Source organism: Synechococcus sp. J7-Johnson (assembly GCF_024345795.1).
Lineage (GTDB): Bacteria > Cyanobacteriota > Cyanobacteriia > PCC-6307 > Cyanobiaceae > Regnicoccus_A.
In genome coordinates this window covers 27,603-52,963 of the sequence record NZ_JAGQBU010000012.1, presented here as the reverse complement: position 1 = coordinate 52,963, position 25,361 = coordinate 27,603, and the positions used below count along the sequence as shown (strand labels likewise).

At 66.3% G+C, this 25,361-nt stretch carries 27 protein-coding genes; 12 read left to right on the top strand and 15 right to left on the bottom strand.

From position 1 onward, the window contains the following. Positions 1–10: 10 nt before the first annotated feature. From KBY93_RS08080 to KBY93_RS08060, 5 genes are all read left to right on the top strand, one after another. Complete coding sequence (locus tag KBY93_RS08080) at positions 11–2,032, top strand: NAD(P)H-quinone oxidoreductase subunit 5 (RefSeq protein WP_255093808.1); 2,022 nt, start codon at positions 11–13, stop codon at positions 2,030–2,032. 197 nt (positions 2,033–2,229) lie between these two features. Next, positions 2,230–3,819 (top strand): NAD(P)H-quinone oxidoreductase subunit 4, encoded by a 1,590-nt coding sequence (locus KBY93_RS08075; protein ID WP_399222825.1) that lies wholly within the window; start codon positions 2,230–2,232, stop codon positions 3,817–3,819. A gap of 92 nt (positions 3,820–3,911) precedes the next feature. Then, positions 3,912–4,280 carry a LapA family protein gene (locus KBY93_RS08070; protein ID WP_255093779.1) on the top strand — a complete coding sequence of 123 codons (369 nt, stop codon included), beginning with the start codon at positions 3,912–3,914 and terminating at the stop codon, positions 4,278–4,280. A gap of 69 nt (positions 4,281–4,349) precedes the next feature. Beyond that, the gene (locus KBY93_RS08065; RefSeq protein WP_255093807.1) at positions 4,350–5,222 is read left to right on the top strand and encodes a segregation/condensation protein A; all 873 of its coding nucleotides are present in this window, start codon (positions 4,350–4,352) and stop codon (positions 5,220–5,222) included. A 49-nt stretch (positions 5,223–5,271) separates the two neighbouring features. After that, positions 5,272–6,456, top strand: a complete 1,185-nt coding sequence (locus KBY93_RS08060) for an NDP-sugar synthase (RefSeq protein WP_255093777.1) — start codon at positions 5,272–5,274, stop codon at positions 6,454–6,456. On the opposite strand, the gene KBY93_RS08055 is transcribed toward KBY93_RS08060, so the two are convergent. Then, complete coding sequence (locus tag KBY93_RS08055; protein WP_255093776.1) at positions 6,437–7,357, bottom strand: methylenetetrahydrofolate reductase; 921 nt, start codon at positions 7,355–7,357, stop codon at positions 6,437–6,439. The genes KBY93_RS08060 and KBY93_RS08055 overlap by 20 nt on opposite strands. Before the next feature lie 78 nt (positions 7,358–7,435). Here KBY93_RS08055 and KBY93_RS08050 point away from each other — a divergent pair, with 78 nt between their 5' ends. Next, positions 7,436–7,705, top strand: coding sequence for a LuxR C-terminal-related transcriptional regulator (locus tag KBY93_RS08050; protein WP_255093775.1), 270 nt, complete (start codon positions 7,436–7,438; stop codon positions 7,703–7,705). Between the two features lie 119 nt (positions 7,706–7,824). Here KBY93_RS08050 and KBY93_RS08045 read toward each other — a convergent pair whose 3' ends face one another. From KBY93_RS08045 to KBY93_RS08000, 10 genes are all read right to left on the bottom strand, one after another. Beyond that, on the bottom strand, positions 7,825–8,010 hold the full coding sequence (locus KBY93_RS08045; protein WP_255093774.1) for a hypothetical protein: 186 nt from the start codon (positions 8,008–8,010) through the stop codon (positions 7,825–7,827). 48 nt (positions 8,011–8,058) lie between these two features. Further along, entirely contained in the window at positions 8,059–8,667 is a 609-nt protein-coding gene (locus KBY93_RS08040) for a CYTH domain-containing protein (protein ID WP_255093806.1), read from the bottom strand. A 66-nt stretch (positions 8,668–8,733) separates the two neighbouring features. Further along, on the bottom strand, positions 8,734–9,693 hold the full coding sequence (locus KBY93_RS08035) for an NAD(+) kinase (RefSeq protein ID WP_255093773.1): 960 nt from the start codon (positions 9,691–9,693) through the stop codon (positions 8,734–8,736). A gap of 54 nt (positions 9,694–9,747) precedes the next feature. Then, complete coding sequence (gene nuoK / locus KBY93_RS08030) at positions 9,748–10,074, bottom strand: NADH-quinone oxidoreductase subunit NuoK (protein ID WP_094555889.1); 327 nt, start codon at positions 10,072–10,074, stop codon at positions 9,748–9,750. A 2-nt stretch (positions 10,075–10,076) separates the two neighbouring features. Beyond that, positions 10,077–10,703, bottom strand: a complete 627-nt coding sequence (locus KBY93_RS08025) for an NADH-quinone oxidoreductase subunit J (RefSeq protein ID WP_255093772.1) — start codon at positions 10,701–10,703, stop codon at positions 10,077–10,079. Beyond that, complete coding sequence (gene ndhI, locus KBY93_RS08020; protein WP_255093805.1) at positions 10,703–11,314, bottom strand: NAD(P)H-quinone oxidoreductase subunit I; 612 nt, start codon at positions 11,312–11,314, stop codon at positions 10,703–10,705. The genes KBY93_RS08025 and ndhI overlap by 1 nt, the downstream gene beginning before the upstream one ends. Before the next feature lie 98 nt (positions 11,315–11,412). Next, a complete protein-coding gene (gene nuoH / locus KBY93_RS08015; RefSeq protein ID WP_255093804.1) occupies positions 11,413–12,531 on the bottom strand; it encodes an NADH-quinone oxidoreductase subunit NuoH in 1,119 nt (372 codons plus the stop codon). Between the two features lie 93 nt (positions 12,532–12,624). Then, positions 12,625–13,815, bottom strand: a complete 1,191-nt coding sequence (locus KBY93_RS08010) for a citrate synthase (protein WP_255093803.1) — start codon at positions 13,813–13,815, stop codon at positions 12,625–12,627. 67 nt (positions 13,816–13,882) lie between these two features. Continuing rightward, positions 13,883–14,413 carry a histidine phosphatase family protein gene (locus KBY93_RS08005; protein WP_255093771.1) on the bottom strand — a complete coding sequence of 177 codons (531 nt, stop codon included), beginning with the start codon at positions 14,411–14,413 and terminating at the stop codon, positions 13,883–13,885. A 2-nt stretch (positions 14,414–14,415) separates the two neighbouring features. Next, positions 14,416–16,056 carry a DUF3352 domain-containing protein gene (locus KBY93_RS08000; RefSeq protein WP_255093770.1) on the bottom strand — a complete coding sequence of 547 codons (1,641 nt, stop codon included), beginning with the start codon at positions 16,054–16,056 and terminating at the stop codon, positions 14,416–14,418. Positions 16,057–16,160: 104 nt separating this feature from the next. On the opposite strand from KBY93_RS08000, the gene KBY93_RS07995 reads away from it, so the two are divergent. The 3 genes from KBY93_RS07995 to KBY93_RS07985 all read left to right on the top strand — a co-directional run bounded on the left by KBY93_RS07995 (position 16,161) and on the right by KBY93_RS07985 (position 18,459). Beyond that, positions 16,161–16,511 carry a rhodanese-like domain-containing protein gene (locus KBY93_RS07995; protein WP_255093769.1) on the top strand — a complete coding sequence of 117 codons (351 nt, stop codon included), beginning with the start codon at positions 16,161–16,163 and terminating at the stop codon, positions 16,509–16,511. Between the two features lie 118 nt (positions 16,512–16,629). Further along, the gene (locus KBY93_RS07990) at positions 16,630–17,631 is read left to right on the top strand and encodes a heat-inducible transcriptional repressor HrcA (protein ID WP_255093768.1); all 1,002 of its coding nucleotides are present in this window, start codon (positions 16,630–16,632) and stop codon (positions 17,629–17,631) included. Between the two features lie 12 nt (positions 17,632–17,643). Then, entirely contained in the window at positions 17,644–18,459 is an 816-nt protein-coding gene (locus KBY93_RS07985; protein ID WP_094555896.1) for a 20S proteasome subunit A/B, read from the top strand. 9 nt (positions 18,460–18,468) lie between these two features. On the opposite strand, the gene trpB is transcribed toward KBY93_RS07985, so the two are convergent. Beyond that, positions 18,469–19,749 carry a tryptophan synthase subunit beta gene (gene trpB, locus KBY93_RS07980; RefSeq protein ID WP_094555897.1) on the bottom strand — a complete coding sequence of 427 codons (1,281 nt, stop codon included), beginning with the start codon at positions 19,747–19,749 and terminating at the stop codon, positions 18,469–18,471. A gap of 102 nt (positions 19,750–19,851) precedes the next feature. Here trpB and KBY93_RS07975 point away from each other — a divergent pair, with 102 nt between their 5' ends. Both KBY93_RS07975 and cysC read left to right on the top strand, forming a co-directional pair. Further along, positions 19,852–20,178, top strand: a complete 327-nt coding sequence (locus tag KBY93_RS07975; protein WP_255093802.1) for a translation initiation factor — start codon at positions 19,852–19,854, stop codon at positions 20,176–20,178. A gap of 73 nt (positions 20,179–20,251) precedes the next feature. Then, a complete protein-coding gene (gene cysC, locus KBY93_RS07970) occupies positions 20,252–20,875 on the top strand; it encodes an adenylyl-sulfate kinase (RefSeq protein ID WP_255093767.1) in 624 nt (207 codons plus the stop codon). Here the strand turns inward: cysC and KBY93_RS07965 are convergent. From KBY93_RS07965 to purE, 3 genes are read right to left on the bottom strand one after another with little or no spacing between them, the layout of a single operon-like run. Further along, positions 20,835–21,974: an AI-2E family transporter gene (locus KBY93_RS07965; RefSeq protein WP_255093766.1), complete on the bottom strand. Its 1,140-nt coding sequence runs from the start codon at positions 21,972–21,974 to the stop codon at positions 20,835–20,837. The two genes, cysC and KBY93_RS07965, sit on opposite strands and share 41 nt — an antisense overlap. After that, the gene (locus KBY93_RS07960) at positions 21,971–23,533 is read right to left on the bottom strand and encodes a glycosyltransferase family 39 protein (RefSeq protein ID WP_255093765.1); all 1,563 of its coding nucleotides are present in this window, start codon (positions 23,531–23,533) and stop codon (positions 21,971–21,973) included. The genes KBY93_RS07965 and KBY93_RS07960 overlap by 4 nt, the downstream gene beginning before the upstream one ends. Before the next feature lie 3 nt (positions 23,534–23,536). Then, positions 23,537–24,034 (bottom strand): 5-(carboxyamino)imidazole ribonucleotide mutase, encoded by a 498-nt coding sequence (purE, locus tag KBY93_RS07955; RefSeq protein WP_255093801.1) that lies wholly within the window; start codon positions 24,032–24,034, stop codon positions 23,537–23,539. A gap of 116 nt (positions 24,035–24,150) precedes the next feature. Between purE and KBY93_RS07950 the strand changes: the two genes are divergently transcribed. Beyond that, the gene (locus KBY93_RS07950; protein WP_255093764.1) at positions 24,151–25,359 is read left to right on the top strand and encodes an N-acetylglucosamine-6-phosphate deacetylase; all 1,209 of its coding nucleotides are present in this window, start codon (positions 24,151–24,153) and stop codon (positions 25,357–25,359) included. Positions 25,360–25,361 lie beyond the last annotated feature (2 nt).

Genomic DNA, 25,361 nt, shown 5'->3' with positions numbered 1-25,361 from the left:
CCTGAGCTGGATGACGTCGGCTGCCGAACTTGCCTGGTTGATCCCCGTGCTGCCCCTGGCTGGGGCGGCCATCACCGGCCTCGGCCTGATCAGCTTCAATCGAACCGTCAACCGGCTGCGCAAGCCGGTGGCCCTGCTCCTGATCAGCTGCGTCGGAGCGGCCGCTGTGCTCAGCTTCGCCGTGCTGGCAGAGCAGTTGGCTGGGGCTCCCGCCACCGAAGTGCTCTTCGACTGGGCCAGCGCGGGCAGTTTCAATCTGCAGATGGGCTTCCGGGTGGATGCGCTCGGGGCTGTGATGCTCTCGCTGGTCACCACCATCGCCCTGCTGGTGATGGTGTACTCCGATGGCTACATGGCCCACGACAAGGGTTATGTGCGCTTTTTCACCTATCTGGCCCTGTTCAGCAGCTCGATGCTGGGCCTGGTGATCAGCCCGAACCTGCTTGAGATCTATGTGTTCTGGGAGCTGGTGGGCATGTGCTCCTACCTGCTGGTGGGCTTCTGGTACGACCGTGACGGTGCCGCCAATGCCGCCCAGAAGGCCTTTGTGGTGAACCGGGTCGGAGACTTCGGCCTGCTGCTTGGCATTCTCGGGCTGTTCTGGGCCACGGGCGCCTTCGGCTTTGAGGAGATCGGCTCACGCCTGGCGGACGCCGTGGCAGGCGGCAGCCTTTCCAATGGAGCTGCAGTGCTGCTCTGCCTGCTGGTGTTCATGGGACCGATGGCCAAGTCGGCCCAGTTCCCCCTGCACGTTTGGCTGCCCGATGCCATGGAGGGTCCAACCCCCATCTCCGCCCTGATCCATGCCGCCACGATGGTGGCGGCGGGAGTGTTCCTGGTGGCCCGGCTGCAACCTGTCTATGCCCCTTTCCCCCAGGTCCAGCTGGTGATCGCGGTGGTCGGCACGATCACCTGCTTCCTGGGGGCTTCGATTGCCCTCACCCAGATGGACCTGAAGAAGGGACTGGCTTACAGCACCGTCAGCCAGCTGGGTTACATGATGCTTGCAATGGGCTGCGGCGCCCCGGTCGCCGGCATGTTCCACCTGGTGACCCACGCCTTCTTCAAGGCGATGCTTTTCCTGGGCTCCGGCTCGGTGATCCATGCCATGGAAGAGGTGGTGGGCCATGAGCCGGTGCTGGCCCAGGACATGCGCCTGATGGGCGGCCTGCGTCAGTTCATGCCCGTGACGGCGATCACCTTCCTGATCGGCTGTGTGGCCATCAGCGGCATTCCGCCACTGGCAGGCTTCTGGAGCAAGGACGAGATTCTCGGGCAGGCCTTCAACACCTATCCGATCCTGTGGGTTGTGGGCTTTCTCACCGCCGGCATGACGGCCTTCTACATGTTCAGGCTTTACTTCCTTACCTTCGAGGGCGAGTTCCGCGGCAACGACGCGGCCGTCCAGGCCCAGCTGCTCAAGGAAGCCGGCAAGGTCGCCCCGGGGTCGGATGGGGAGGGCGATGTCGCCAGCCATGGTCACCACGCCAGCCACCCCCACGAGTCCGGCTGGCAGATGGCCTTGCCCCTCGCGGTGCTGGCGGTTCCGTCGGCCCTGGTCGGCCTGCTGGGAACCCCTTGGCACAGCCGCTTCGCCGGCCTGCTTGATCCCAAGGAAGCCGCCGAGATGGCTGAGCACTTCTCCTGGTCTGAATTCCTGCCCCTTGCAGGTGCTTCGGTGGCGATCTCGATCACCGGAATCACCATTGCGGTGCTGGCCTACTCCCTCCACAAGCTGGATCTGGCCACCTTGGTGGCAGCCCGCTTCCCCAGCATCAACGCGTTCCTGGCCAACAAGTGGTACCTCGACGACCTCAACGACAAGCTGTTCGTGCAGGGCAGCCGCAAGCTGGCTCGTCAGGTGCTGGAAGTGGACGCCAAGGTGGTGGATGGGGTGGTGAACCTCACCGGCCTGTTGACCCTGGGCAGCGGCGAAGGTCTCAAGTATTTCGAAACCGGCCGGGCCCAGTTCTATGCCCTGATCGTGTTCGGCGGCGTGATCGCTTTGGTGGTTCTGTTCAGCAGCTTCTGAGCCAGGCCGGCTGACCACCAGGCTCTGTGTGTGTCAACCCTTATCTGGGAGCGGCCTGAGCAGCAGGTATTTCTACACTCCGCCCAGACCTGATCCCTGCCTCCGTGCCGCTCGATCCTGCCGTTGCCACGGGCGCCCTTGGTGCCTTGAGCGACGCACCCGCCACCGTCTTTCCCTGGCTGAGCGTTTCGATCCTGATGCCGATCGCCGCGGCTCTGCTGATCCCCTTCATTCCCGATCCAGGCGACGGCAAGACGATCCGCTGGTACGCCCTCGGAGTCGCCCTGGTCACCTTCCTGGTCACCGCCGGGGCCTATCTCAACGGCTACGACCCCTCGGTGGCCGGTCTGCAGTTGATCGAGCGGGTGGAGTGGGTGCCTGATCTGGGCCTGGCCTGGTCGGTGGGGGCCGACGGGCTCTCGATGCCCCTGATCCTGCTCACCAGTTTCATCACAGCCCTGGCTGTGCTCGCGGCCTGGCCAGTCACCTTCAAGCCACGCCTGTTCTATTTTCTCATTCTGGCCATGGATGGCGGCCAGATCGCCGTCTTCGCAGTGCAGGACATGCTCCTGTTCTTCCTGTCCTGGGAACTGGAACTGCTGCCGGTCTATCTGCTGCTGGCGATCTGGGGCGCAAAGAAGCGCCAGTACGCCGCCACCAAATTCATCCTCTACACCGCCGGTGGCTCGGTGTTCATCCTGCTGGCGGCCCTGGCGATGGGATTCCACGGCGGTGGCACTCCCAGCTTCGAATACACCACCCTGGCGGCCAAGGAATTCGGCACCCGCTTCCAGCTGCTGGCCTACGCCGGTCTGCTGATCGCCTTCGGCGTGAAGCTGCCGATTGTGCCGCTGCACACCTGGCTCCCCGATGCCCACGGCGAAGCAACTGCACCGGTACACATGCTCCTTGCGGGCATCCTGCTGAAGATGGGGGGCTATGCCCTGCTGCGCTTCAACGTGCAGCTGCTCCCCGACGCCCACGCCCAGTTCGCCCCCCTGCTGGTGGTGCTGGGGGTGGTGAACATCATTTACGCGGCGCTCACCTCCTTCGCCCAGCGCAACCTCAAGCGCAAGATTGCCTACAGCTCGATCAGCCACATGGGCTTCGTGCTGATAGGTATCGGCAGCTTCTCCGCCCTCGGCACCAGCGGCGCGATGTTGCAGATGGTCAGCCATGGACTGATCGGCGCCAGCCTGTTCTTCCTGGTGGGGGCCACCTACGACCGCACCCACACCCTCCAGCTCGATGAGATGGGCGGCGTGGGCCAGAAGATGCGCAAGATGTTCGCCCTCTGGACGGTCTGCTCCCTTGCCTCCCTTGCCCTGCCTGGCATGAGCGGCTTCGTCTCGGAGCTGATGGTGTTCGTGGGCTTCGCCACCAGCGAGGCCTACTCGCTCAGCTTCCGCATCGTGATGGCGGTTCTGGCGGCCGTAGGGGTGATCCTCACCCCGATCTACCTGCTCTCGATGCTGCGGGAGATCTTCTTCGGCAAGGAGAACACCGAGCTGGCCTCCCACACCAAGCTGGTCGACGCCGAACCGCGTGAGATCTACGTCATCTCCTGCCTGCTGGTGCCGATCATCGGCATCGGTCTCTATCCACGCCTGATGACAGACAGCTACCGCGCCTCGATCGAGGCCCTAGTGCAACGGGAAGAGGCCTCCATGGCCCGCATGATTCCAGCCGGCCGCCAGGGCCTGATCCGTCAGAACCCTCCCCTGGCCCTGATCAGCCCTGGCGTGGAGGCCCATCAGCCCCTGTTGGTGGCGCCGCTGCTGCCCTGAGCGAGGGGTTACGAAACTCTGCGGATGCCAACCGCCCCTCCCCCCCCTGCTCCAGCCTTCACCCTTTCGCCTCGCATCAAGCGTCTCGAACCATGCGTCAGCTGAACTTCCTGCTGATCTTCAGCTTTGGCCTGGCCACGGTGATGTTCACCCTGGAGAACACCACCGCCACCACGGTGCACTTTCTGCCCGGGGTGAGCGCCACCTTGCCCCTGGCGGCGATGATGCTGGTGGTGGGAGGCATCGGTGCCACCTCCGCCTGGGTGTTCGCCGTCTGGACCGGCGTCGTCAAGAAGGTGGAGGAGCTACAGGAGCAGGGCGAGCTGGAGGCCCAGCAGGTGCGGATCCAGGAGCTGGAAGCAGACATCCAGCGCTACCGGGCCACTGTCGATGCGCAGCTGAGCCTGCTGCCGGCCGCCGGTCAGAGTTCTGCTCCGAGCCCAGAGCTCCAGCCTGACTAGGTCTGAACCAGGGCCCGGCTGGCCCTCAGACCCCAGGCGGGGTACGTTTCCGGCAGACGTGGCATGATCTTGGCTGATGCAGGCGCCAGGCTGGCGATTCGCCTGCTGCAGGACGCCGCCGAGCGTGGCGAGATTGACCCCTGGGACGTCGATGTCATTGCCGTGGTCGACGGCTTTCTGGACCAGCTGCGCCAGAGGATCGGCGCCCCCCGGCTGGTGAGCCGGCCCGGTGAGGGGGGCAGCTTTGAGAGCGATCTGGCCGCCACCAGCGAGGCGTTCCTAGCCGCGTCTGTGCTGGTGAGCCTGAAGGCCGAGATCCTCGAGCAACAGACCCTGCCGCCGGAGCCGGAGCTGGAGACCTTCAGCATCGATGACGACGGCGCCGACTCCTTTGAGCTGCTCTCCTTCCAGCTGCCGCGCCGGCCGGAACGTCACCTGCTGCGGCGGGCCGTGGCTCCACCGCCGCTGCAGCGCCCCGTCACCCTGGGGGAACTGATCCGCCAGCTGGAGGACATCGCCGAGCGGCTGGAGCAGGGGGAAGCGAGCGGGCGAACCAGACAACGCGGACGTCGCTACAGCGAGCGGGCGGCGATCGAGCAGGTGGCGGCCCTGGCCCACCGCGAGAAACTGCCCGAAACCACCGCCGCCCTCAGCCACTTCCTCCTGGAGTGGCAGGCCGCCAGAGACTGGGTGAACTTCGAGGTGCTGGTGGAAGCCTGGGCCGAGGCCGCACCGGCGGATCTGGACCAGGACAGAGTGGGGGTGTTCTGGGCCCTGCTCTTCCTGTGCTCCCAGGGCAGGATCGACCTGCAGCAGGAAGGTGATCTGTTCGGGCCCCTCTTCCTCAGGGGTTGCCTGGAAGGAGTGGGCAGGCTGCCCTCCGCCCTGACTCAGGGACTGGGGCCAGCTCCGTCTCCGGCTCGGCAGGCCCAGGCCGCCTGAGGGTCTTGTTTAGGCTGAAAAGAGTCAGATCAGAAGCGGACAGGTGCCCATGAAGGCCATGATTCTCGCGGCCGGAAAGGGAACTCGGGTGCAGCCCATCACCCACACGATCCCCAAACCGATGATCCCGATCCTGCAGAAACCCGTTATGGAGTTTCTGCTGGAGCTGCTGCGTGAGCACGGGTTCACCGAAGTGATGGTCAATGTTTCACACCTGGCCGAGGAGATTGAGAACTACTTCAGAGATGGCCAACGCTTCGGTGTGGAGATCGCCTACAGCTTCGAAGGGCGCATTGAAGACGGCGAACTGATCGGCGCGGCCCTTGGTTCCGCCGGCGGCCTCAAGAAAATCCAGACCTTTCAACCATTTTTCGACGACACCTTCGTGGTTCTCTGCGGCGATGCCCTGATCGATCTCGATCTCACCGAGGCTGTGCGCCGCCACAAGGAGAAAGGCGCCATGGCCTCCCTGGTCACCAAGCAGGTGCCCAAGGACCAGGTGAGCAGTTACGGCGTGGTGGTCACCGACCAGGACAGCCGGGTGCTGAGCTTCCAGGAGAAGCCCTCCATCCAGGAGGCCGCCAGCGACATGATCAACACCGGCATCTACATCTTCGAACCGGAGGTTCTCGAACACATCCCTGCCGGCGTTCCCTTTGACATCGGTGCCGATCTCTTCCCCCGGCTGGTGGCTGCAGGAGCCCCCTTCTACGCCCTGCCGATGGATTTCGAGTGGGTGGACATCGGCAAGGTGCCCGACTACTGGCAGGCGATCCGCAGCGTGCTCAAGGGCGAAGTGCGTCAGGTGCAGGTGCCTGGCCGGGAAGTGCGGCCTGGGATCTTCACGGGTCTGAACGTGGCCGCCGACTGGGACAAGATCAATGTGACCGGGCCCATCTATGTGGGGGGCATGACCCGCATCGATCCTGGGGTGACGATCGTGGGGCCGGCGATGATCGGACCGAGCTGCCACATCTGTGAAGGTGCCACGATCGACAACTCGATCATTTTCGATTACTCCCGCATCGGTGCCGGCGTACGTCTGGTGGAGAAGCTGGTGTTCGGCCGCTACTGCGTGGATCGCAACGGTGACCACTTCGACCTGCAGGAAGCTTCCCTCGACTGGCTGATCACCGACGTGCGCCGCCAGGATGTGGTGCAGCCTTCGCCCCAGCAGAAGGCGATGGCTGATCTGCTCGGCACAGACCTTGCCCTCAGTGTGGGAGAGAACTGACGTCCATCGGCAGCGATCCCCCAGGGGCCGAAACACCGGCCTCAGCCAGGATCAGGGGGATGCGCTCCTCCGCCTTCACGGCCATCAGGTGAACACCCTGGGCAATGGCGCTGTAGGAGCGCACCTGCTCGGCGGCGATCGCCACACCCTCGGCCGCCGGATCCGCTGAAGCCGCCAGCCGGTCGATGATCGGCTGGGGAATCGAGGCACCAGGCACGACCCGGTTGATGAAGGCCGCGTTCCGCGCCGACTTGAGCAGAAACACCCCAGCCAGCACCGGCAGACCCAGTGGTTCACTGATCTCGCCGCAGAAGCGGCGCAGGGCTTCTGTATTCATCACCATCTGGGTCTGCAGAAAGCACGCGCCTGCGGCCTGCTTACGCGCCACCCTGGCCCGCAGGCCGCTCCAGCTGGTCGACTGGGGGTCTGCCGCAGCCCCTGGGAACAGGGCCGTGGGACCATCCAGCAGCAGGCCCTCCACTGGATCGAGACCAGCGTTGAGATGGCCCACCAACTGCAGCAGGCGCACGGCTTCCAGCTCATTGACGGCCCTGGCGCCTGGCTGATCACCGGCGCCCACCGGGTCCCCGGTGAGGCAGAGCACATTGCGGATGCCGAGGGCATGGGCTCCGAGCAGATCGGCCTGAAGCGCAATCCGGTTACGGTCGCGACAGGCCAGCTGCAGCACAGGCTCGAGTCCGGCATCAAGGAGCAGGCGGCAGAGGGCGAGGCTGCTCATCCGCATCACTGCCCTGCTGCCATCAGTGACATTGACTGCATGGACCAGTCCGCGCAGCTTGGCGGCCACGGCGAGGGTTCGGCTGGGGTCGCCTCCCCTCGGCGGGGTCACCTCAGCCGTGATGGCGAACTGACCGGTCTCCAGGGCCTGGCGCAGAAGCAAGGGATAGGGGATCGCTCAGGGCCCATCATGCGTCAACGGCTGCTGCTTACAGTGGGCCCGTGGAGGTGTGGAGTCTGGATGTCCGATCGAGACAATCTCATCCAACTGCGCTCCAGCCTTTCGGAACGCGAATTGGAAATCATCGAGCGGGTAGCGACGGGCCTGACCAATCAAGAGATAGCCCTTGAGCTGATGATCAGCAAGCGAACGGTCGACAACCACGTCAGCAATATCTTCACCAAGACCGGCGCCAAGAATCGTGTCGCCCTGCTGAACTGGGCGATGGACAACGGCAAGATCTGCCGAGATGGTTTCAATTGCTGCAATTTACCCAGCCCTGAAAGCTGAGTTCCGGCTTCAGCCGCTACTCAACCAGGTGCCGGAGGTGCGGGCACTCAGGATTTCTCCAAAATCCAGCAGTGCTCCAAAATCAAAGCGGTCAGGATCCGAGCAGCGCCCCTGGTCAATCAGACACTCTGGGCGGTCGAGACCGATAGGGCCCTCGGCAGGGCGTTCACCTCAACTGAGGGGGTGAGGGACTGGAGGATGTACAGGTCGGGTCCGAGCCCGAACAGATCGGCGTAGTCGAGGCAATCGTCGCTGTCGCGGCCGACGAAGCGGAGCAGGCCTTGGTGGTCGTAGAGGCCGATCACGGACGGAGCTGGGGAAGGGGGAATTAAGGAGAAATCCTTAACGAAATCCTAGCGGATGTCGCTGTCGTTACAAAGACTATCCACCAGCAGATCCTGCCGATCCGCCTCGGACCAGCGGCTCCAGGGGCGTCTGGCCAGGGCCGCATTGCTGAGCTCCCCACGACCGGTGATCTCCCGAGCGCACCAGGGCGGCAGCGTCAGGGGTTGGTCCTCCCGCTCCAGCTCCACCTCCGCCACCACCAGTGGGGCGTTCTCTCCTTCGAATACATCAAGCACCCAGTCGCCGCCAGGCAGATCAAGCCCATAGCGCTCCTTGCTCAGGCTGGCCGCGGCCAGACCCAGCAGCTGGCGGGCGTCGGCGGCTGGAATCGCATACTCGAACTCCTTCCGGGTGATGGCGGTGACGGTGGCCTTGAGGGTCAGCCACGCCCTGGCACCACTCTCCGAGCGGCCCGCTGAACGCTCCGGATCGGGCTGAACCACCAACTGCCCTGCCGTCGCCGTCGCCTCGGTTCGCCGATCCTCCAGGCGCACCCGCACGGTGACCCCATCGGCTGAAGTCTGCAGATAGCCCTGGCAAAGGTGCTGCCGCCAGAGGATGTGCTCTCTCCACCCGGTTCCCCCCACAAGGAAGCGGCGCTCGATCTCAAGAGCCACCGATCCACTCCGCCAAGACGACCAGGTCATCCTGCTGCCAGGGCCGAGGCCTTGGCGCTGCTCCGTTCAGTTGGCGGAGGGTTCGGAGGAGGTGAGGTCGCCAGCCCAGTGCAGCTTGTGGCTGAGGGTGCGGTAATAGGAGGGGCTCTGCTGCAGCACCACCATCAGGGCGCAGTGGCCGGAGCGCTGCACGACGCAGCGATCGCCCGGCTCGAGCACCGTTGCGTGGGCGCCATCCTTCCAGAGCTTCACCCGACGGCTCGGCTCACCCAGGGGCCAGATCGCCAGCTGGGAGCGCGGTGGCACCACCACCGGCCGGCTGGAGAGGCTCATCGGGCAGATCGGATTGACCACGATGGCATCGATGCCGGGATGGAGAATCGGCCCTCCAGCCGCCATGGCATATCCAGTGGAGCCGGTGGAGGTGGCGATGATCAAACCATCGCCGCGGAACTGGTCCACGACCTCCCCGTCGATCTCCAGCTCAAGCACGCAGGTGGGCGAGAGCTCATCGAGGAAAGGGCGGAAATAAAAATCGTTGAGCGCACGGTGCAGCCGGGCGGGCCCATCGCTGGCAGGGTCTTCCGGCTCATCCCCTTCGGGAACTCCGTCCCCACGATCAACGAAGGCCTCCAGCATCATGCGGCGCTCGAGGGCGAAGCGGTCATCTCGCAGCCTTTGCCAGAGGTTGTCGTCTGAGGAGGTGTTGCTGAGCACCAGCAGCTTGCGTTCATGGGTGAGGAAGCCGAGGTGCCCGCCCACGTTGAAACTCAGGATCGGCACCTCCAGCGGGCCGAGGTGACGGGCCGCCCCCAGGACGGTGCCATCCCCACCCAGCACCACAGTGAGGTCTGGCAGGCAAGGCTCGGTGGCCAGCAGGCCTGGAAAGGGATTGAAGCTGGCTCCACTGCTGGCCACTGATACCTGAACACCCTGGGAGCGCAGATCTTCACAGCAGCGGCTAGCCTGACGCTGGGCGGCCTGGCTTCCTGAGCGAACGATCAGCCAGACCCTCTGGAGCTGCATGGAATCAAGCGCGAATCCTGAATGGACTCAGCAGTGAGTAAGCGGCGGGACCGTTCACCAACGCAACAGGTTGAAGCGCTCCATATCGACAGTTTCGCGGTTGCGATAGAGAGAGAGCAGAATCGCCAGGCCCACTGCAGCTTCGGCGGCCGCAACCGTGATCACAAAAATGGCAAAGACTTGCCCACGAATCTGCTGGCCATCGATGTAGCTGGAAAAGGCCATGAGGTTGATGTTCACAGCATTGAGCATCAGCTCGATACTCATCAGCACGCGCACGGCGTTGCGACTATTGATCAAACCCCAGACCCCGGTGCAGAAGAGGATGGCTGCGAGCACCAGGTAGGCCTGCAGCGGAATGTCGATGGAAGTGGCGGGCATGATCAGACTTTCTCCAGCAGGTTGGTCTCGCCGGCTGTGCTCTCCAGCAGCAGGGGTGTGCGCTCTTTTTCGATCAGTCCCTGATCCGCAGCTTCGCCCGTGATCACATCGCTGCTGAACACATCACGGCGGGCGAGCACGATCGCTCCGATCATCGCCATCAGCAGCAGCACCGAGGCCAGCTCAAAGGGCAGCAGATAGTCGCTGAACAGGTGGATCCCGATCAGCACCGTGGAGTCGTCGCCGAGGGGGGTGGGGCCTGGGACTGCCCATGGAGTGGTGAGATCGACCCGCAGGATCAACAGAAAAAGCCCGAGGCAGACGACCCCTGAGAGGACGCGTCGGAGAAGCAGGCCGGGTATCTCAGCCATGGCCTCCTTCTTGTTCACGAGCATGATCGCGAACAGGATCAGCACATTCACGGCGCCCACATAAACGAGCACCTGGGCTGCGGCAATGAAACTGGCATTCAGCAGCAGATAGAGGCCCGCCACCGAGAGAAACACGCCAGCCAGCAGGAAGGCGGAATACACGATGTTGGGCAGCAGCACCACCCCCAGAGACCCCAGCACCAGAGTTAGGGAGAGGGCAATGAAGCAGACGAGCTGGGTGACGGACGCGATCGTCATCAGGCGTTCTCCGCGGGCTTGGCCGCTGCGGCAGCCATCTCAGCCTGCACCTGCTCCGGCAGCCGACCGGCTCTCGGCCTGGAGGGGTCGACCCCATGGGGGTCCATCTCACCCTTGGGCAGGTAGGCCAGCTCGCGCAGGGGCACCACGGCCGGATCACTGGTGACGCTGGTGGGCAGGCGGCCCAGAGCAACGTTGTCGTAGTTGAGACTGTGGCGGTCAAAGGCGGCCAGCTCGTATTCCTCAGTCATGGAGAGGCAGTTGGTGGGGCAGTACTCCACGCAATTACCGCAGAAAATACAGACTCCGAAGTCGATGGAGTAGTTTTTTAGCTCTTTCTTTTTGGTCTCTTTGTTCATAACCCAATCAACCACTGGCAGGTTGATTGGGCACACCCGCACACAGACTTCGCAGGAAATACACTTATCGAATTCGTAGTGGATTCTGCCGCGGTAACGCTCCGAGGGAATCAACTTCTCGTAAGGGTATTGGACGGTGATCGGCCGGCGGCGCAGATGATCAAACGTGATCGATAGGCCCTGGGTGATGTAATTGGCCGCGCCAAGGGCGTCCTTGGTGTAGTCACCGACCTTTTGCAGGAATCCGAACATGGAGAAGGAGTCGGAGAGGAACGTAGACAGGAGCTGAAGGGTTGGAGCAGTGGCTGGGCCGTAACTGGGAGCTGGTCCCATGATGACCGGCTGGCCTGTCAACCGCCGAAAAAGGCGGGGAAGGCGAGCTTGAGACCAGCGGTGACCAGAAGATTGACCAGGGCGATCGGCAGCAGGAACTTCCAGCCCAGATCGAGAAGCTGGTCGATGCGCACCCGCGGCAGTGTCCAGCGCAGCAGGATGGCGATGAACACAAGCAGGTAGGCCTTGAGCACCGTCATGACGATGCCCAGGGAACCGGTGATCACCTGCACCAGAGGAGCATCGACCGACTGGCCCAGGGCGCCAGCCAACCACTCCACCGGAAAGGGGAAACCCCAGCCGCCGAGATAGAGGACGGCCACCAGCAGGGCCGAGAGCACCAGGTTGATGTAGCTGCCCAGGTAGAAGAGGGCGAACTTCATGCCGGCGTACTCGGTCTGATAGCCGGCAACGAGCTCCTCTTCCGCCTCTGGAAGGTCGAATGGGAGGCGTTCGCACTCGGCCAGGGCGCAGATCCAGAAGATCAGGAAGCCGACCGGCTGGCGCCAGATGTTCCAGCTGAGAATGCCGGCTCCGCTCTGCTGGTTGACGATGTCGACGGTGCTGAGCGAGTTGCTCATCATCACGACCGCCAGCACCGCCAGGGCCAGGGGGATCTCGTAACTGATCGACTGGGCCGCGGCCCGTAGACCCCCCAGCAGGGAGTACTTGTTGTTGCTGGCGTAGCCGCTCATCAACAGACCGATCGGCTGGATGCTGCTGAGGGCGATCCAGAGGAACACGCCGATGCCCACATCACTGATAAGCAGGTTCTGACCGAAGGGCACCACCAGCCAGGACAGGATCACCGGCACCAGCACCAGCACCGGACCGAGGGTGAACAGCAGCCCGTCGGCACGGTGGGGGATGACGTCTTCCTTGAAGAGCAGCTTGAGGCCATCAGCCATCGGCTGCAGCACCCCGAGGGCGCCGGCGTATTCAGGGCCGATCCGCTGCTGCACGGCGGCTGAGATCTTGCGCTCCAGCCAGACGTTGACCAACACGCCGATGACGGCCGCCACCAGCACCAGCAGCATCGGCAGGGGCAGCCAGAGCAGATGGGCCGTGCCCTGGCTCAGGCCGAATCCCTCCAGGGTGCTGGTGAAACTGGACTGAAGGTCAATACCAGCGCCCACCACAGCCAGTGCGGGCCAGCTGGTGATCAAGGGGACTGGTGCCGGGTCGATCAACACCGTGACAACTCCGCTTCAAGCTGAGATGGGGGCAACTTAAACGGCAGGCAGGGCATTGCGGGCATCCTGAGGCAACCAACTCCTGAGCTCGGAACCGGTATAGATCTGCGTGGGTCTGTAAATGCGGTTGGCCCCCAGCTGCTCCTTCCAGTGAGCCAGCCAGCCAGCCACCCGGGCGATCGCGAAGATCGGCGTGAACAGATCCCTGGGGATGCCCAGCTTGCGGTACACCAGCCCTGAGTAGAAGTCAACGTTGGGGTAGATGCCCTTGGGGCCAAGGCGCTCGGAGGCCACCTCCTCGAGCCGCCTGGCCACGTCGTACATGGCGTCGTGCCCAAAGCGGTCGAACAGCTGCTCAGCCAACCCCTGGAGAATCACGGCCCGGGGGTCCTTGACCTTGTACTCACGGTGCCCGAAACCCATGATCTTCTGCTTCTCGGCAATGGCCCTATCCAGCCAGGCTTCGGCCCGGTCCTCACTGCCGATCTGCTCGAGCATGGCCAGAACGTCTTCGTTGGCACCGCCGTGCAGAGGGCCGGCCAGGGTGCCGACGGCAGAGGCCACAACGGCGTAGGGATCGGTGAGGGTGCTGGCAGTGACGCGGGCACTGAAGGTGCTGGCGTTGAGGCTGTGTTCGGCGTGCAGGATCAGGCAGGCATCGAAGATGCGGGCCGCCAGCGGGTCGGGCTCCCGCTCGGTGAGCATGTAGAGAAAATTGGCCGCATAGGCGAGATCATCGCGGGGCTGGATCGGATCCTGGCCCAGACGGATCAGCTGGAAGGCGGCCACCATCGTGGGGATCTTGGCGATCAGGCGCACCACGGCCGCCTCGATGTAACCGGGATCATCCAGAGCACGGCGGGAATAGAACAGCCCCAGAGAGGCCGCGCTCGACTGCAGCGCGTCCATGGGGTGCCCGTTGGCCGGGAAGCACTTCATCATGTCCCGGATGCGGAAGCTCACCCTCCGGTGCATCTGCACGTCGTGTTCGAAGGCCCGCAGGCGCTCGACGGTGGGCAGCTCACCCCAGATCAGCAGGTGGGTGGTTTCTAGGAAGGTGCTGTGGGCCGCCAGTTCCTCCAGGGGATAGCCGCGGTAGGTGAGCAGACCCTGGAGGCCGTCAATGTCACAGATGGCCGACTGGGTTGCCGGCACACCCTCCAGCCCAGGACGGAAGACGGGTGCCGCTTCTGCCGCAACCCGGTTTGCATCCACCACCATCCGCATCATCCCGGCTTCAGATCCGAAGCTAGGCCGAGGCTCCGCCCCCTGCCGTAGCCCTGCTGACCACCCCTCAGATGAGGCATGCGGGGCTGAGCAGAAGGCGCAGGCAGGCGCTGCCCATAAGGGGCTGTTCGCCAACGCTGCGGGGGGCAGGCAGCTCGAGCAACGCCACTCCGGCCTTCTTCAGGCAAAAGGCCCCGGGAGGAGCGCCGCAGAGGCGGGCGGCCAGGGCACTGAGGTCGGGCTCATGGCCCACCAGCCCAAGGCGGCCACCAGCGGCCAGGGGACCATCCACCGCCAGCCACTCCCCCAGCAGAGGGATCGGGTCGGCGTCGGGAGAGAGTTCCGCAGCGATCGCCAACGCAGCGCAGAGGCCCTCCTCCCGGGCGATCTGGGCTGTCTGGAGCGCCCGCACCAGCGGACTGCTCAACAGCTGATCGCAATGCAGATCCAGCTCAAGCAACCGCCGCACCACCGCGGCAGTCCGCTGGCGCCCCCGCTCCGTCAGCGGGCGCTCACGATCGGGCCGCACACCAGGACCAGGCTCCTGGCGCTCCTCGGCAATGCCATGGCGCAGCAACAGCAGGGAAACGGTGGCCATGGTCAACCCAGCTCCAGGCGTGCCCGCAGGGCGAGCAGCGAAGACGGGCCAAGCGGCGGCGGCGAATCCTCCGGCAAGGGCGGCTCGATCGCCAGGCTGAAGGCCAGGCCCTGCACGCCGACCAGCAGGGGACGGCCCACCAGGCTGGAGACCAGTTGCCATGGGTGCCAAGGCGCCAGCAGGGCCTGTGCGGGCCCAGCGGCCAGGGCCGCCTGCAGAGGAGCACCCCGGCTGCCCAGGGCCTGCAGTTGCTCGATTCGCTCCCGGGGGGGGGGCTGGCGGCCCTGCAGCTGATCGTCGAGGGCCGCCAGGCCCTCGCTCCACCAGGACGTCTCGCCCTGATCCAAGCGGGCACCGGCCAGCGTGGCCTGCAGGCGGTCGGGATCGCCCTTGCCGGAGCGGGCCTCCAGGCGGCTCCAGACCTGAAGGGTCTGGCCAGCACGGCTCAGGGGTGCTGGGCTGTAGCCCTGCTGGAGCAGGGGAGGGCTCAGCTGCTCGGTGGCCAGGGGGGAAGCGGCGGTGGCGAGCATCCAGCCCCCCTCCCGGCGCAGGCCCAGCAAGGGTCCATGGTTGGCGGCCGCCACCAGCGATGGCAGCGGCCCATTCAGCTGAGCGAGAGCCTGGCGCAGCAGCGGGCCCACCAGGTCATTCCAGAGGTCAGAGCTGGCCTGCTCGCCAGGCTCCGCCAGCAGGGAGGCCGGATCCTGGATCAGGGCCAGGCTGGCCACTGGCCCGCGTAGCTGGGCAGGCAAGTCGGGCAGCGGATCCAGCTGCAGCTGCTGCAATTGCTGGCGCACAGGCAGCAGCGCCTGGAGCTGCAGACTCCGGCCGTCGGGTATCAGGGTCACCACCAAGTCACCCACCCCCTCAGCCCCCTTCAGGGTGGTGGGTAGATCGAGCCAGTCGCTGAAGGCCTGCGGGCGGGCGGTGAGCAGGGCCACTCCCTTCTCCAGCCGACCTACGGCGGCCTGGAGCGAGTGTTGTCCTGCCTGGTTGAGTTCCTCGATCTGGGAGACGTCGAGGGCCTGCTCCAGCACACCGCGGCCAGAGGCGATCAACACCAGCTGGTCGTCGATCAGGGCCGTGGCCAGGGGCTGGCTGGACTCACCAGCCAGGGCGCCGCGTCCACTGATCAGCCCCATGCCCCGGTAACTGCTGATCTGCAGGGCAGTGCCTGCAAGGCTGCGGGATTGCCAGAAGCGCTGCAGAAAGAGGCGGGCGCCCTCAGGTTCGCGGCACCCGAGAGCCAGCAACCAGCCGCTGGGACCACCGCTCCCCTCAGGAGCGATCACCGCCAGGGTGGTGTCAGGGCCCAGCCATCCGGCGAGCTCACTGGTGTACGCCAGGCCGGCCGTGGCAAAGGCGCCATCGCGCAGGTTCGTCATCAGCTCGGCCGCTTCCCGTCGCTGGGGCGGCGGGGCCACGGCCCTGGCGTAGGCCACCAGGTCGTCGGGTTTGACCAGCAGGTGAAGACTGAGCAGCGCACTCCGCGGCACGAAGCGGGCCGCCAGGGGCAGGTGCAGCGGCTGCTGCTCCAGGTGCAGGGGACTCTGACGGAGAGCCAGCCACCAGAAGCCTCCCCCCAGGGAGAGCAGGAGCAGGGCTGCCGTCAGCACAGCCGCCAGGAAGGGGCGGGCCTTCATGCGCCGCACGCAGGGGTCCTGTCATCTTCATCCATGACCACGCCCGCTGACAGCCCCAGGTCCCCAGGACCCAGTGCTGAGCCGATCCCGCCACCATGGATGCCATGACTACCCCGACCCCCAGGGCCATCCGCGCCAGCGCACTCCAGCAACGGCTGATCGACGGGGAACCGCTGCAGCTGGTGGACGTGCGCGAACCCGCTGAACTGGAAATGGCCTCGCTGCCAGAGCCGGTGCTGCATCTGCCGCTGAGCCGCTCAGCCGAGTGGGTGGAGCGCATCGAGAGCCTGATCGGGCGGGACCAGACGGTGGTGGTGCTCTGTCATGCCGGAATCCGCAGCTGGCAGTTCGCCTGCTGGTTGATGGAGGCCCAGGGTTATGACGACGTGCTCAACCTGCAGGGGGGGATCGACGCCTGGAGCGTGGAGGTGGATCCCTCGGTGCCGCGCTACTAGGTGCCGCGCTACTGAGGGCTGATCTGCAGAGCCGGTTCCTGGCGTGGCCGCAACAAACTGTCTATGACATGAGGAATCATTCCCTACGATCAGCTCCAGACGTTCCGCCAGCTCGCATGTGATCGCCCTGCCCCACCGCCAACAGCAGGTGCTGCAGGCCACGGTGCATCACTACGTCGACACCATGGAGCCGGTGGGCAGCCGCACCCTGATCCGCCGCTTCGGATTGCCCGCCAGCGCAGCCACGGTGCGATCCACCATGGGAGCCCTTGAACAACGGGGCCTGCTGCTGCAGCCACACACGTCAGCCGGCCGCATCCCCAGCCAGCAGGGCTATCGCCTCTACGTGGATGCTCTCCTGCCGGCCCCTGGTGCCGGGGCGGTGCAGCTGCAACGGGAAATGCTGGGCCTGAGCCTGCAGTGGGCGGCCCTGGATGATCTGCTGCTGCATCTGGCCCGTCGCCTGGCGGATCTCACCGGTCTGATGAGCCTGATCACCCGTCCCCAACGGGCTGAATCACGCTTGCAGGCGATCCGGCTGGTGCCCAACGGCGAGCGGCTGCTGGTGCTGCTGGTGCAGAACGCTCTGGTGGCCAGCAGCCTCAACCTGTGGCTCCCCCCAGGAAGCGGCCTTGAGCTGCCTGCCCTGGAAGGGTGGCTGCAGACGGAACTCGATCGCCCCCCCGGGGGCCTGATCCGCTGGGAGCGCCTCCCCTCCCAGCTTCGCAGCAGCGGCGGCGTGCTGCGCCAGGCTCTGCGCAGCCACCGTCAGGCCCGAAGCAGCGATGGCGATGGCGCCGTGGTCGTGGGCATGGGCGGACTGCTGGCCCAGCCCGAATTCAGCCGCAGCGCTGATCTCAGACCATTGCTGCAACTGGTGGAGGAGGAGCCTCTGCGACTGCTCCAACCGGCCCAGCAGCAGGATCCGGAGGGAATCTGGATCGGAGCGGAGCATCCCCACCCGGCCCTGCGCCAGTGCGCCGTGGTACGAGCCACCTATCGGAGCGGGGACGGCAGCGAGGGCCAGGTGGCCCTGCTTGGACCGATGCGCATGGCCTATGCCACGGCGATCTCAGCGGTGCGCTCCGTGGCCACTAGCCTGCAACGTCTGCTCAGCTGAGGCCCCAACTGAATGACCTATTGCGTGGGGTTCTGGTTGGAGGCCGGTCTGGTGATGGCCTCCGATTCCCGCACCAACGCCGGGGTCGACTACATCTCGTCGTACAGAAAGCTGTACACCTTCGAGCCGGCTCCCGACAGGCTGTTCATGCTTCTGGCCGCCGGCAACCTGGCCACCACCCAGGCCGTGATCAACCACATCAAGCGCGACCTCAACCAGGCCCGGCGCGATGGTCCGGGCCTGGCGGGGCGGCCGTTGGCCAGTCAGGGGGGTTCCGGCGTGCCCCCCAGACAGCACGACCTACTCAGTGCCAACTACCTGTTCGAGGTGGCCGCCTACATCGGCCGGCTGAGCGTGAAAGTGCAGAACGACAATCACTCGGCGCTGCACCAGGTAGGCGCCAGCGGTGAAGCCAGCTTCATCCTCGGCGGTCAGATCGCCGGCCAACCCCATGGCCTGTACCTGATCTACCCCCAGGGCAACACGATCATGGCCACGCCGGAAACGCCCTTCCTGCAGATCGGGGAGAGCAAGTACGGCAAACCCCCCCTCGATGCGGTGGGGCACTGCCGGATGTCGCTGGAAGACGCAGCCCGGCTCTGCCTGGTGTCGCAGGTGATTACCCGCCGCTCCAACCTCACCGTGGGGCCTCCCTTCGAGGTGGCTCTCTACCCCCGCGACAGCCTGGTGGTGGCGCACCACCAGCGGCTGGAGCGGGGCGCCCGCGAGATCGCCGAGATCAACAGGATCTGGATCGAAACCCAGCGCCAGGCCATGCAGAAGCTGCCCCGCTTCCCCTGGGAGCAGTCCCAGGAACCTCCGGACTGAGCCGGTGGGTCAGCCGCCCGCCAACCGGTCTCCCAGCTGGTCGGCCACGGTGTTCACGTCCTTGTCGCCGCGGCCGGAGAGGTTGATCACCAGCTCGGTGCCAGGCGCCAGGGTGGGGCAGAGTTGCTCCAGCCAGGCGAAGGCATGGGCCGTTTCCAGGGCCGGGATGATGCCCTCGAGCAGACTGACCCGTTGCAGCGCATCTAGGGCCTCCCGGTCGGTCACGGCGGCATATTCGGCCCGGCCCAACTCCTGCAGGTAGCTGTGCTCGGGGCCCACCCCCGGGTAGTCGAGACCGGCGCTGATCGAGTGGGCCTCCTGGACCTGCCCCTGCTCGTCCTGCAGCAGCAGGCTCATGGCACCGTGCAGCACCCCGACGCGGCCTTCGGTGATCGTGGCGGCATGACGGCCCGTCGCCACCCCTTCGCCGGCAGCCTCCACGCCGATCAGACGGACGGAGGTGTCGGTGACGAAGGGGTGGAAGAGGCCCATGGCGTTGGAGCCACCGCCCACGCAGGCAAGCAGAACATCGGGCAGACGGCCGAAAGCCGCCTGGCACTGGACCTTGGTTTCCTCGCCGATCACCGCGTGAAAATCCCGCACCAGCATCGGGTAGGGGTGGGGCCCGGCCACTGACCCCAGGATGTAGTGAGTGCTCTCCACGTTTGTGACCCAGTCGCGGATGGCTTCGCTGGTGGCGTCCTTGAGAGTGGCGGTACCGGCGGTGACCGGCTGCACAGTGGCACCCAGCAGGCGCATGCGGAACACGTTCAGGGCCTGTCGACGCATGTCCTCGGCCCCCATGTAGATCACGCACTCCAGGCCGAAGCGTGCGCAGACGGTGGCGGTGGCGACGCCATGCTGGCCAGCGCCGGTTTCAGCGATGATCCGCTTCTTGCCCATGCGCAGGGCCAGCAACGCCTGACCCAGAGCGTTGTTGATCTTGTGGGCCCCCGTGTGGTTCAGGTCCTCCCGCTTGAGCCAGATGCGGGGGCCACCCTCGGGGCGCTGGTAGTGGGCTGTGAGCCGCTCGGCCTCGTAGAGGGGCGAGGGGCGACCGACGTAGGTTTTGAGCAGGTGATCGAGCCTGCTGGTGAAGGCGGGATCAGCCCAGGCCTCAGCCGCGGCCTGCTCCAGCTCCGCCAGGGCCGGCATCAGCGTCTCCGGTACGTACTGCCCGCCGTAACGCCCGAAGCGCCCGAGCGCATTCGGGCGGGCGCCCTCCTCGAGGGCAGCGGCACCGGTTAGGGCTGCGGAGTCCTGCGGGATCGGGGGGAGGGTGCTCGTCACCGGTGATCGATCGGGATGCTTCAGCCTAGGAAGCGGGCCGCAGCGACAGATCCATCAGCCCATGGGTGCGCTGTGATGGAAGGAAAAGCGGCAACAGACGCCATGGGCAAGGGAGGCTGGCAGGAATTCAGCGCCGGGGCGAGCACAGCCCGGCCAGCGGCTGCCGGGGCAGCGGACACCCCTCGCCCGCAGCAACGGGTGCGGGTGCAGCGCACCAAGGCGGGGAAGGGCGGCAAGACCGTGACTGCCATCACCGGCATGGAGATCAGCGACGCCGATGCCCGGGCCCTGCTCAAGCGTCTGAAGGCCAGAGCCGGCAGCGGCGGCACCCTCAAAGACGGCGTGATCGAGCTGCAGGGGGATCAGGTGGCCATCTGCCTGGAGACGCTCACCGCAGAGGGCTTCCGGCCCAGACAGGCGGGGGGCTGAGCAGCCCCGACCACCAGACGTGGCGGGAAGGTGAGAGCATCGCCCCACCCTTCCCGCCACGTCCGCCCCGTCGATGACCAGCTCCCCCACCGACAGCAACGCCACCAACATCGTCTGGCATGAGGCCGCGGTGGACCGCGACTCACGCGCCAGCCAGCGGGGCCACCGCAGCGCCATCCTCTGGTTCACGGGGCTCTCGGGCGCCGGTAAGAGCACCCTGGCCAACGCCGTGAACGTGGAACTGTTCCAGCGAGGGCTGGCCACTTACCTGCTCGATGGTGACAACGTTCGCCATGGCCTCTGCAACGACCTGGGGTTCTCCGATGCCGACCGGGAGGAGAACATCCGGCGCATCGGCGAGGTGGCCAAGCTTTTCCTCGACGCCGGCGTGATCACCCTCACCGCCTTCGTGTCGCCCTTCCGGGCCGACCGCGATCGGGCCCGCTCCCTGGTGCAACCCGGGGATTTCATCGAGATTCACTGCGCCGCCGAACTGGCGGTCTGCGAGCAGCGGGATCCCAAGGGGCTTTATGCCAAGGCCCGCGCTGGCGTGATCAAGGATTTCACCGGCATCTCCAGCCCCTATGAAGCTCCGGAGTCCCCTGAACTGCGGGTAGACACCGGCGGCAGGCTGGAGGAGAACGTGGCCCAGGTGATCAGTTACCTGGAGCATCAGGGGTTGATCGCGGCGGGCTGAAGACCGGCGCCATGGCCGCCTGACTGGGGAGAGGTTCTGGCTCCGGCAGCCCCAGGCGACGGGCCAGCTCATCGAGAAAGGCCTTGAGGCAGCTCGCCACCGGCACGGCCAGCAGCAGGCCCAGCAGGTCGCCGAGACCCAGCAGGCTGCCGATCCGAGCACCGACCGGCAGGCTGAGCAGCAGCCAGGCCGGCTGCAACCCCACGATCTTGCCCATCAACCGGGGCTGGATCACCTGGTCCACCACCTGGCCCACGGCGATCGCCACAGCCAGCACCTCCAGACCAGTGCGTGGATCCTCCAGGGCCAGCAGCACGCTTACCAGCACGATCGTGAAGGCACTGGCATAGGGGATCAAGGTGGTGGACCCGATCGCGACGGCGAAGAGCACGCCATAGGGAATCCCCAGCAGGGTGAAGACCATGATCTGGGCCAAGCTCAGAATCAGCGCCAGGATCACCTGGCCGCCGAAGTAACCGCGGAAGGTGCGGTTCACGGTGGCCAGCACCAGCTCCCGCCAGCTGGCCGGCAACCAACGGGCCAGTCCGCGACTGGTCGACTCGCCACCCAGCAGCAGGAAGATGGCCAGCACGATCACGATCACACTGTTGATCGTGAGGGTGAGTGTGGCGCCCAGCAGTCCCAGCAGCTTCTGGCTGAGCTGCGAGGCGTACCGGGTGGAGCGGGTGAGCAGGGCACTGCTGAGATCGCCGAAATCCGCCGGCAGGCCATGCTCCACGGCCCAGTCCTGGGCCTGGTTGAGCAGGGTTTCCGCCTGCACGAACCAACCCGGCAAGGCCGTGAGCAGATCCGCCAGCTGCTCCACCAGCAGGGGAATGATCCAGAGGGCCACCAGCACAAGCACCAGCAGGGCCAGTCCGAGCACCAGGGCGAGGGCCAGGGGCCTGGGCAGGCCCCGGCCCGTCAGCCAGCGGCTGGGGAGATCGAGCAGAAAGGCGATCAGCGCAGCCGTGAGAAACAGCGCTGGGAAGGGAGCGAGCGGCAACAACAGCTGACGCAGCACCCAGAAATTGAGCACCAGCAGGGGCAAGACAAGGCCGAGCCGCTGCCAGGTGGTGAATGGGGCCGGGCGGATCATGGTGCTGGAACTGCCGCCGCCGGGTCCGGCTCGGCTGGGGGCAGAGGCTTCACCTGCCGGCGGGATACCTCCAGGCCTGAGGCAGGCACCGCCACATCGATCAGCTGCAGCCTTCCAGGAATCAGGGACTCGAACCGCCCGCCCGGCACGTCGCCAGGCTGCACCGACAGCCCGCGATCGATCAGCACCACCCGCTTCAGGGGAGGTCGCACTTCAATGATCTCGTCCCGTTGGTCGAGCACCAGATCGGCCTCGCCGTGGTCGTAGGCGGGAAGATGCACCGAGGGCAGGCGATAGGCACGGCGGTTGGAACGGCCGGTCACCACCACCAGGGTGGTGGCGGGATCGAAGCGCTTCACCGCGCGGATAGCCAGGCCCCATTCGTGATCGTAGGAGCGCAGATTCTCCAGAAAGCGATCGCCGGGAATCAGCAAAAAGAGGGCGCATTGCAGGGCGAGCACCAGCAGCAGGGGCCGCGGCCAGCGCAGCGCCCCGGCCCCACCTGTCCGCTCCGCCAGGCGGGCGGAAAGCAACAGCAGCACGGCCGGCAGCAGGGTGGTGGCGTGCCCCATGCGCGTGAAGTGCACGGCCAGCAGATAAGACGCCGAGGGGACCACCCAGAGGGCGATGAACCAGCGCCGCCAGATCCGTTCCTGGCGCGGGAGCGGTCCAGGGGCCTTCGCGACCGGCCCTGCCCTGCTGGTGGCCAGGGCCAGGGCCAGGGCCAGACCAGCCGGGGCCGTGAGCGCCACCGTGCGGATCATCAACCAGCCGTTGCCCAGCACCCCGCGGTCGGAGGCCTGCTGGGCGTGATCCCCCTTCCAGGCCATCAACTGCGACCAGAACATGGCCAGCCCGCCCGCCTCCTCCAGAAAGGCCTGGCCCCACCACACGAGCACCCCGAGGCCGAGTGCCACAGCCACCAGCAGCCGCCAGGCCTTCAGGCCTCGGCTGCTACCCCTGAAGCAGCACACCACCACCAGGGGCAACAGGAACAGGGGGGTATTCGGCCGGATGCCACCGGCGGTAGCCATCAGCAGCGCCAGGGGGGGCAGGAAGCGCTGATCCCCCTCGGCCACGAACCAGGCGCAGCAGGCGATCGCCGTGACCCAGCCCAGCTCGGTGCCATAACTGAGGGGTTGACTGGCGTAAAACCAGAGCAGGGGACTGCTGAACAGCAGCACCACCATCCACCAGGCGGCCCGCTGCCCCCCCCAACGCCGGGCCAGGATCCAGCCGAAGGGCAGCGCGGCCGCCGAGACCAGCGCATTCACCAACTCCAGGGCCGCCACCCCATTGCCCCCGGTGAGCGGCAGGCTCAGGCGTCCAAGGCTGATCAGCCACCAGAAGCAACCGGGCAGGTGGGGCTGGTGGCGATCCAGCTCGAAGTCGGTGAGAGCGAGCACGAAGTTGCCCGCATCCCAGGCCTGCACCAGCTCCGTGCGAGTGAGCCAGCGGCTGAGGGCACCAGCGAAGAACAGCAGCAGCCACCAGGTCCAGGCGGCCGCCGCCGCCGGCCGCTCCGGTCCACGAGCTGGTGCAGGACCCGAGTCCACCATTCCTCAGCCCTCCATCGCGGCCAGATAGGCCTTGCTGCCAAGCTCGCCCAGGCGGGCGTCCTTGGCGCAGACCTGGTCATGGAGCCCCAGGCGATGCCGCCTGAGCTGCTCGGCCAGGACCGGATCGGCCGTGGCCAGGATCTGGACCGCGAGCAGCCCGGCGTTGGTGCCGTTGCCGATGGCCACCGTGGCGACGGGGATCCCGGCCGGCATCTGCACAATTGAATGAAGCGAATCGACCCCCGAGAGGGTCCTGCTGACCACCGGCACACCGATCACCGGCAAGGTGGTGAGGGCCGCCACCATCCCCGGCAGGTGGGCGGCACCGCCGGCCCCAGCCACGATCACCTTGAGGCCGCGGCTGGCTGCAGCTTCCGCGAAGTTCAGCATCTCCCGCGGGGTGCGGTGAGCCGAGAGCACCCGCACCTCCACGCCCACCCCGAAGTCTTCAAGCACCTTCACCGCCGGCTGCATCGTCGGCAGGTCGGAATCGCTGCCCATCACCACGGCCACGAGGGGAGCATCCCTGGAACTGGGGGTCGGCGGGTTGGCTCCCTCAACGGCAGCGGAGACGGGTTCGAGGGTCAAAGGGGAGCGGCGGGGGCCGTGCGGCGAGGATGGCATTCTCCCGCCCGTTCGCCCCGGAGCTGATGACCGTGCGCTGGATCAGCAACGTCCGCCTGCCCCAGGCGTCGCGCTGCAGCCATGGCTCCGAGCGCCGCTGGCGTCTCGGGGTGGACAGCCGGGGTGTGATCGATCGGGTGCTGGCACTCGATCCCGGCAGCTGCGCCGCCGGCGACGACTGGGACGGCGACTGGATCAGCCCCATGGGGGTTGATCTGCAGATCAACGGAGGACTGGGACTGGCCTTCCCCGAACTGGAGCCGACCGACCTGCCGCGGCTGCTGGAGCTGCTGGAGCTGCTCTGGACCGATGGGGTGGAGGCGATCTGCCCCACCCTGGTGACCTGCGCTGTACCTGCCCTGCGCCAGGCCCTGGCCGTGCTGCACCAGGCCCGCCTCCAGCATCAACCCGGGCGCTGCCAGCTTCTCGGCGCCCATCTGGAGGGCCCCTTCCTGGCCGAGGCGCGTCGCGGTGCCCACCCGGCGGCCCACCTGGCCCTCCCCAGCCTGGAGGCCCTGCAGGAGCGGATCAGCGGGCATGAGCAGGAGATCGCCCTGGTGACCCTTGCCCCGGAACTGGAGGGGGCCGAAGCAGTGATCGCCGCCCTGCGGCAACACGGCATCGTGGTGAGCCTGGGCCACAGCGCGGCAACGGAGGCCGAGGCTGGGCGGGCTTTCGCGGCGGGGGTGGGCATGCTCACCCATGTCTTCAATGCCATGGCCGACCTGCACCGACGAGCCCCCGGTCCGGTGGCGGCTGCGCTGCTGCGCGGCGATGTGGCCCTCGGGCTGATCGCAGACGGGGTGCATGTGGCCCCCTCGATGGCGGTACTGCTTCAGCGGCTGGCACCCGAACAGGTGCTGCTGGTGAGCGACGCGCTCGGACCCTATGGCCTGACCGAGGGGCGCCACCGCTGGGATGAACGGGTGCTGCTGGTGGAGGACGGAAGCTGCAGGTTGGAGGACGGCACCCTGGCGGGCGTGACTCTGCCCCTGCTGGAGGGGGTGACGCGCCTGGCCCGCTGGAGCGGCGAACCGGGACGGGCGATCGCCGCCGCCACCCTTGTGCCCCGGCGGGTGCTCGGGGAGCGGCGCACTCCGTCCCAGATGCTGCTTGGAAGGCCCCTGGCCGAATCCCTGCGCTGGCGGGCGGGGGCCGACGGGGAGCTGCGCTGGCGGCGTGGGTCCGAAGCGGCTCCTTAAGA